Source organism: Loktanella sp. DJP18, from assembly GCF_049310965.1.
Classification (GTDB): Bacteria; Pseudomonadota; Alphaproteobacteria; order Rhodobacterales; family Rhodobacteraceae; genus Loktanella.
This window is the reverse complement of the sequence record NZ_JBMERN010000048.1, coordinates 21,942-28,555: the sequence shown is the minus strand read 5'-3', so window position 1 is coordinate 28,555 and position 6,614 is coordinate 21,942. Positions and strand designations below refer to the sequence as shown.

The following is a 6,614-nucleotide window of genomic DNA, read 5'->3' as shown; positions in this document are numbered from 1 at the left end:
CGAGAAGGGTGCCGATTTGTTGCGCAAGCGACCGCGCATAGGCGATCTGACGCGGTGTGGCCGGCAGGACAAATGCTGATGTTTCCATCATAGAACTCCAACGCTGACTGGAGTTCACATCTAGAACAAAAGCAAGTTGGGACGCATTTGGTGCGCACCAAGCTCCAATTTAGCGATTACTGCATCAGGCAGTGAGTGATCACTAGCACTTTCGAAAAATGGTGTCCTTATCCGTGAAAGAAGCGAGATTGCGGTCCCGGCGGACAAGGGGGGTCGGCCTTTATCGAAGTCGAGGATGTCGGGCATGCCGTCGCGACCAACTTGGCGAAGCCGTCCGCCCATACAGGCGGAGGTTACGCCCTGACCGGTCCGGGTGCACTGACGTTCGGACAGGTCGCGACCGTTATGACGGATGCTCTCGGCCGCAGCATCCACTACCGCGACGTCTCGGTTCCACGCTTCATCGCTTGGGAAATGCACGCCGGACGCAGTCCCTCCATGACGCTCGTGATGAGCTCGCTCTACAACCGTCCAGCGATTTGCCCGTGCCGCAACAGTGTGTGATGACTTCAAAGTTGACTGGCCGAAATGCAGGTGATTTGGCGAGCTATGTCACACGGGAGCGATCGACCTTCATACCATGAGCAGTCGGTGGGGGCTCCACGTTTGCTCTTGTATGCGCTCGCATGTCCTGAAGGATCGCATCAACAATTTGACACGTTTTGCGGCCTCGGTGATGATTCGACAAGCCGCTCCAGCAGGGGGTGGGGGAAGGTGCGCGTTGCGGTGATCGCGTAGAAGCTCTCGACGATGTCGAGCGCGAAGGGCGCGCTGACAAGCAGGCCCTGTGCCAGTTCGTCGGCCAGCACTACGGCCGGTGTGATGGCGAGGCCGACGTCGTTGCGTGCCAGCAGGCGCACCATGGCCATGTCGTCGACGACGGCGGCGATCCGTGGTGTCACCCCAAGACGTGACACGAGGCTGTCGAACCCGGTCCGGATCGAGCTTTCGGTCGGTAGGATCACCGGCTCTGCGCGCAGCAGTTCGGCCAGAGACTCATGTCCAAGCCGCTGGGCCGTGCCGTGAAGCCCGACTGGTTGTTCCGCGACGCGATGCGCCAGAAGGTCGGGGAAGCTGTCGCGCGATGGTGGATCGGTCAGCAGGACCACGTCGAGCGCGAGATCCTCGAGCGCCCGCAGAAGGGTCTGGCTGTTGCCGGATGACAAAACCAGGTTGGCATTTTCCGCCAGGGCAGGTTGCAGAAAGCCGAGTTGGAAATTCCGGGACAATGTCGACAGGGCACCCACCCGCAGTGGTGCGGTCGCGGCACCGCCGCCGGTCAGCGCGGCGACGAGATCATCGCCGACGTCGAAAATGCGGTCTGCGTGATCGCGGGCGATCCTGCCGGCTTCGGTCAGGATCATCGCGCGCCCGGTCCGTTCAAAAAGGGGATGCCCCAGCCTGTCCTCGAGGACGCGAATCTGAGTTGAGAGTGCAGACTGCGACAGATTCAGCCGCGCTGCCGCCTGAGTCAGGTTCCCTTGGTGGGCGACCTCATGGAAATAGCGCAGGTGGTGATAGTTTAGCCGCATGTTGTTCACATAAACAGAACGGATTGATCCATACAATGTATTTTCATTCAGATATACCACCGCCTACATCCATCCGAGGTATTATCTCGGAGGTTTTCGATGAGTGTTTTGCTGCTTCTTGCGCCCCTTGTGTTGGCGGCTTCGGCCTTGGTCATGCAACTGCGCCCACCCGCCCGTGCCGACTGGCGGTTGCGCCTGCCTGAATGGGCTGCGCTTGTCGCACTGGCGTGTGGTATCGCCGGCGCCGCGGACCTGACGCTTAACGGACCTTCGACAAGCCAGCTTCTGGGGGTCACGCCGATCGGTCTGTCGGCTCGGATCGATATTGTCAGCGTCGCGATGACTCTGACGGTGGCTTTCGTCGGCTGGATCGTATTGCGGTTCGCGCGGGTGGCGCTGGACGGAGAAGCGCGACAGCCCGCTTTCATGGGCTGGATGGCCGCGACCGTGGCCTGCGTCCTGCTGCTGGTCGGTTCGGGCAACATCGTGCAGTTGTCCATCGGGTGGATTGCCACAAGCGTTACGCTGCATCGTCTGCTGGTGCACTACCCCGACCGGCCCCGCGCCCGGCGGGCAGCGCGGAAGAAAGCGTGGAGCGCAGTCGTCGCAAGTGTGGCGCTGGTGCTGTCCTGCGCGATCCTGTTTGCGCACTTCGGCACCGCGGATATCGCGTCAGTCAACTCTGCGGCGCGGGCGGGCGACGGCATGGGCCTTGTCTGGCTGGCGGCCCTGCTGCTGGCGGTCGCGGCGGTTTTCAAGTCCGCGCTGGTGCCGATGCATGGCTGGCTGACCGAGGTGATGGAGGCCCCTACGCCGGTGTCCGCCCTGCTGCACGCCGGCGTCGTGAACGCAGGAGGCTTTTTGCTCATCCGTTTTGCCGACGTCCTGATGGCCGCCCCCGGGGTGCTGGCCATTCTGGCTCTTGTCGGAGGGTTGAGTGCACTTATGGCCGCTGCGGTATCTCTGACACAGCCGGCGATTAAAACGGCGCTTGCCTGGTCCACCTGCGCGCAGATGGGATTCATGGTGCTGCAATGCGGGCTGGCACTCTTCCCGCTGGCCTTGCTGCACATCGTGGCGCATTCGCTTTACAAGGCGCATGCCTTCCTGTCCTCGGGCGAGGCCGTGCGCGAAGTGGCGGCGATCCGGCGGCCCGGTCCGGTCGCTGTGCCCGGTCTGGGCGCGGTGGCCCAAGCTTTTGCCATGGCGCTTCTGCTTTATCTCGTCGTCGGATTGATCTTCGGGATCACGGCAAAGCCGCCACAGTCCGTCGCCCTCGGCGCAATCCTGATCTTCGGTGTTGTCTACCTGATCGGACAGGGACTGGCGGATCTGGCACCGCGCGCGCTGACCTTGCGGACTGTCGGACTGTCTATTGCGGCAACGGTGGCATATTTCTCCTTTCAACACGGTGCGACCTGGGCGGCGGCGGGCACCCTGCCGCCACCGCCGCCGCCCGATGGCCTGATCTGGGCGACGATTGTCCTCGCAGTGTCGAGCTTTGCCGTGGCCGCCTTGGCACAGACCACCTTTTCCCTCTGGGCCCGACACCCCGCCGCGGCCGGGCTGCGGGTGCACTTGATGAACGGTCTTTATATCAACGCAGTCTTCGAACGGCTGGCCGGTCGCTGGACTCCGACCAAAGGAGTGATCCAATGAGTATTCACATCACGTGGCCAGGGCAGACACTCGCGCTCTTTGCCTGTGCGGAAGAGGCCATGCGCCAGATCCCGCCTGCCTTTCCGCTGGCCGCGGCCGTCGCGGTTAATCCATGGCTTGGTCAGGCCTCCGAAAATCGCACCATTGCCGCCGCGCGTTTAATGCGGCTCGGGGCGGGGCGGGCGTTCGCGTCCCGTCAGACAGTCGTCCGGATGATCGACGCAGGAGAGATCTGGTCAGAGGATCTCTCCGCCGCAGAAGCTGCTCATGGCCTTTCAGCCGGTTCGTTGATCCGTGCCACGACGGGGGACGTGTCAAGCCCAGCTATGTTGCCCACGTTGGCTGATCTCGCGCGCTCGACCGACGGCGTAGACTGGCCCGGTCTGATCGAGGAACGGATCAGCCATTGGGCAGCTGCAGATTTCGATCAGGGACAGGCATTCTGGCCAGCGTCGGACCTTGATGCCTGGTCCGCCTGGCAGGCCTATTCAAGCCGTGACCTCACCACGGCGATTGCCGGCCTGTCCGGCTTTGCAGCGCAGGTCGCGGCGATGCCAAGGGATGCGCATGCCGCCTTTGCAGATGCCTGTCAGGCCCTCGATCTGACGACGCAGTCGGCCCCGCTTTATTTCCACCGACTGCTTGTGACCCTGTCCGGCTGGGCGCAATACGCCCGCCATTTGTCGTGGATGGCCGAACGCGATGGCGGCCGCGACGGGACGCTTTTTGCGCTTTTGACGATCCGCCTGACCTGGGAGGTGGCCCTGCTCAAGAGGGGCGGCGAAGCGGGTGGCGCGGCGTGGGAGAAAGCAAAGGCCGAATACGCGCGTCCCGTCGAAGTTGACCCTGATACGATCATCGACGCGGCACTTCAGGCCGCTGTCGATCACAGCAATGAGCGGCAGCTCGCTCTCTCATTGCTCGGCAAACCGTCAATCGAACCCGAGCAACGTCCGGCAACCCAGGCCGCGTTCTGCATCGACGTGCGGTCCGAGCGCTTGCGCCGCGCGCTGGAGGCCGCTGACCCAGACATCCAGACGATCGGTTTTGCCGGCTTTTTCGGGCTGTCGCTGGAGCACCGCGGGCTTGGCTGCGAGGTTGGCGAGGCACGCGCGCCTATCCTGGTTGCTCCCTCCGTCACAACGCGCGCGGGTGACGATGAAAGTGATGATGCGAACAGGAGGGTTCAGCTACGGACAGTTCGCGCTTGGGGCCGGTTTAAGCGCGCTGCCGTATCGGCATTCGCCTTTGTCGAGGCCGCCGGACCCCTGTATATTGGAAAGCTTTTGCGGGATGGCCTCGCGATAACAGGGCAATCCGGGTTGGATCCGGCCCCGGTGGTCGACATGCCACTGGCGGAGCGCATTTCAGTCGCCAAAGGCATCCTGAGGGCGATGTCGCTGACCGAGGGGTTTGCCCGCCTGGTGCTGATCTGTGGGCACGGTGCGGCCGTAGCCAACGCACCCCATGCCAGCGCACTGCAATGCGGTGCCTGTGGCGGTTTCCCGGGTGACGTGAACGCCCGGGTTCTGGCCGCGCTGCTGAACGATGGTGGCGTGCGCGACGGCCTTGCAGCTGCCGGCATCGCGATCCCGGCGGATACATTTTTCATCGCAGGTCTGCACGATACGGTGTCGGACGACGTCCGGCTGTTCGAGGAAGCGCTGATGCCAAGTCATGCCGCAGACGTGGGCCGTCTTCGGGCCGCTCTGGCCACGGCAGGTGTCATGACCCGGACCGAACGCGCACGCGGCTTGCCCCGCGGGACGGATGCATTGCTGGCACGGCGCGGGCACGACTGGTCCGAACTGCGGCCGGAATGGGGACTTGCCGGATGCCGGGGCTTCGTTGTGGCACCGCGCGCACGGACGCGTGGCCGAGATCTCGGCGGCGAAGTCTTTCTTCACGACTACGACTGGCGGCAGGATCCCGAAGCCGCAACGCTCGAAATGATCCTGAGCGCCCCGGTCGTCGTGGCAAGCTGGATTGCGCTGCAATACCACGGGGCAGCGGTCGCGCCGGACAGGTTTGGCGCAGGTAACAAGCTTCTGCACAACGTCGTCGGCGGGATCGGCGTTCTGGAAGGGAATGCGGGACCACTACGTGTGGGCCTGCCTGCTCAGTCGTTGCACGATGGCGACATGCTGCGCCACATCCCCCGCAGGTTGGCCGTTGCCATCGCGGCACCGGAGACAATGATTGCGAAGGTTCTCCAGCGCCAGCCGCACGTCCGTGCCCTTTTTGACAACGACTGGCTGTCACTTGCGGCGTTGGATGATGCCGGTGGCACGATCCGTCGCTACGAGAAAGGGGCGTGGTTCGATCGTCACACGAACGGCGTGACCGCCCGCGACGCGGCATGAAGCTGACGGAGATCGTTGGCAAAACGATCGTCTTGGCGACGATGCATGGCAAGGAGCGGGCCTTCGGCCCGGTTTTTGGTGACAGGTTCGAGATCGAGATCATGGTTCCGACAGGCCTCGACACTGACTCTCTCGGCACGTTTACCGGCGAAGTGCCACGCATGGGATCGATCGAGGAGACTGCCACCGCAAAGGCGAGGCTTGGCGCATCGGTGACCGGGCAGAAGCTTGTGCTCGCAAGCGAGGGTGCCTACGGCCCGCATCCGACAGTGCCATTCATCGGCGCAGGCTTCGAATTGGCCATCCTGCTCGATACCCGGTCAGGACGGATCATCCGTGAGCATCTGATCGACGAGAACCCGGTTTTCGATCATGTCGAGATCGGGCGCGATACCAATATCGATGCATTTCTTGCCAGGGTCAGGTTTCCCGACCACGCCGTCGTCGTGCGTGGGTCAGATCCTCTCGATGGCTGCGTCAAGGGAATCCGTGATCGCGACCAACTTGACGATGTCATTGGGCAGATGTCGCGCGAAGCAGATTCCGGCCCGCTCTTGCTGCAGACGGACATGCGCGCTCATCTGAATCCACGTCGCATGGAAACGCTCGGTCGTCTGGCGCGAAAGCTTGCTGACAGACTGGCCTGTCCATGTCCGGCTTGCGATGCGGCCGGCTTCGGCCTGACCCAGACCCCAAAGGGACTACCATGTATGGCGTGCGGGTTCCCGACTGACGTCGTTGCCATCGAAGTGTGGGGCTGCACAGCCTGCGGATATAATACCAATAGGTGGCGGAGGGATGGACGAGTGCAGGCAGAGCCGGGGGATTGCCCCCGGTGCAATCCGTAATCACCGCTCCCCGGATCGAGGCCAGTTCAAGCGAAAAGCGCCGTGTCCCAGGTGATCACACCTCGGGATACATGGCACGTGCAACAGCCGTCCATTGACGACCCGATCGCCAGAAACTTCAATACTCCGATCCCCAGGATGAGGTCCGGTCA

General features: G+C 63.0%; 4 protein-coding genes. 3 read left to right on the top strand and 1 reads right to left on the bottom strand.

Annotated elements, in window-relative coordinates; genetic code table 11:
* Positions 1 to 704 precede the first annotated feature (704 nt).
* The gene (locus ACOI1H_RS14270) at positions 705 to 1,592 is read right to left on the bottom strand and encodes a LysR family transcriptional regulator (protein WP_422438427.1); all 888 of its coding nucleotides are present in this window, start codon (positions 1,590 to 1,592) and stop codon (positions 705 to 707) included.
* A 99-nt stretch (positions 1,593 to 1,691) separates the two neighbouring features.
* On the opposite strand from ACOI1H_RS14270, the gene ACOI1H_RS14265 reads away from it, so the two are divergent.
* From ACOI1H_RS14265 to ACOI1H_RS14255, 3 genes are read left to right on the top strand one after another with little or no spacing between them, the layout of a single operon-like run.
* Positions 1,692 to 3,251, top strand: a complete 1,560-nt coding sequence (locus tag ACOI1H_RS14265) for a proton-conducting transporter membrane subunit (protein WP_422438426.1) — start codon at positions 1,692 to 1,694, stop codon at positions 3,249 to 3,251.
* Positions 3,248 to 5,614, top strand: a complete 2,367-nt coding sequence (locus tag ACOI1H_RS14260) for a YbcC family protein (RefSeq protein ID WP_422438424.1) — start codon at positions 3,248 to 3,250, stop codon at positions 5,612 to 5,614. The genes ACOI1H_RS14265 and ACOI1H_RS14260 overlap by 4 nt, the downstream gene beginning before the upstream one ends.
* The gene (locus ACOI1H_RS14255) at positions 5,611 to 6,462 is read left to right on the top strand and encodes a DUF6671 family protein (RefSeq protein WP_422438422.1); all 852 of its coding nucleotides are present in this window, start codon (positions 5,611 to 5,613) and stop codon (positions 6,460 to 6,462) included. Before ACOI1H_RS14260 ends, ACOI1H_RS14255 begins: the two co-directional genes overlap by 4 nt.
* The last annotated feature ends 152 nt before the right edge of the window (positions 6,463 to 6,614 follow it).

Coding starts and splice junctions, on each gene's coding strand:
- ACOI1H_RS14270 (WP_422438427.1), bottom strand. CDS start 1,592: ATGCGGCTAAACTATCACCACCTGCGCTATTTCCATGAGGTCGCCCAC.
- ACOI1H_RS14265 (WP_422438426.1), top strand. CDS start 1,692: ATGAGTGTTTTGCTGCTTCTTGCGCCCCTTGTGTTGGCGGCTTCGGCC.
- ACOI1H_RS14260 (WP_422438424.1), top strand. CDS start 3,248: ATGAGTATTCACATCACGTGGCCAGGGCAGACACTCGCGCTCTTTGCC.
- ACOI1H_RS14255 (WP_422438422.1), top strand. CDS start 5,611: ATGAAGCTGACGGAGATCGTTGGCAAAACGATCGTCTTGGCGACGATG.